The 579-nt window shown below is 55.3% G+C and carries 1 protein-coding gene; it reads left to right on the top strand.

Annotated features, from left to right (window positions below; genetic code table 11):
• Window positions 1-579 (top strand): EF-Tu C-terminal domain-related protein (locus AACY49_RS30045; protein WP_339527863.1); only part of this gene is annotated, 579 nt, incomplete at its 5' end.

The raw sequence follows: 579 nt of genomic DNA, 5'->3' as shown, positions 1-579 counted from the left end.
CCAGAGCGTGCTATCGACAAGCCGTTCCTGATGCCAATCGAAGACGTATTCTCGATCTCGGGTCGCGGTACTGTTGTGACTGGTCGTGTTGAGCGTGGCATCGTCCGCATCCAGGAAGAAGTTGAGATCGTTGGTCTGCGCGATACTCAGAAAACTACCTGCACCGGCGTTGAAATGTTCCGCAAGCTGCTCGACGAAGGTCGTGCTGGCGAGAACTGCGGTGTACTGCTGCGCGGCACCAAGCGTGACGACGTTGAGCGTGGCCAGGTTCTGGTCAAGCCAGGCACCGTCAAGCCGCACACCAAGTTCACCGCAGAAGTTTACGTTCTGAGCAAGGAAGAAGGCGGTCGTCATACTCCGTTCTTCAAAGGCTACCGTCCACAGTTCTACTTCCGTACGACTGACGTGACCGGTAACTGCGAATTGCCAGAAGGCGTTGAAATGGTAATGCCAGGTGACAACATCCAGATGACTGTCACTCTGATCAAAACCATCGCGATGGAAGATGGTCTGCGTTTCGCTATCCGTGAAGGCGGTCGTACCGTCGGCGCTGGCGTCGTAGCCAAAGTCATCGAGTAA

Origin of the sequence: Pseudomonas sp. EL_65y_Pfl2_R96 (assembly GCF_963970905.1) — a bacterium.
Taxonomy (GTDB): Bacteria; Pseudomonadota; Gammaproteobacteria; order Pseudomonadales; family Pseudomonadaceae; genus Aquipseudomonas.
Note: the sequence above shows the minus strand (reverse complement) of the source record. Positions and strands in the feature narration are given on the sequence as shown.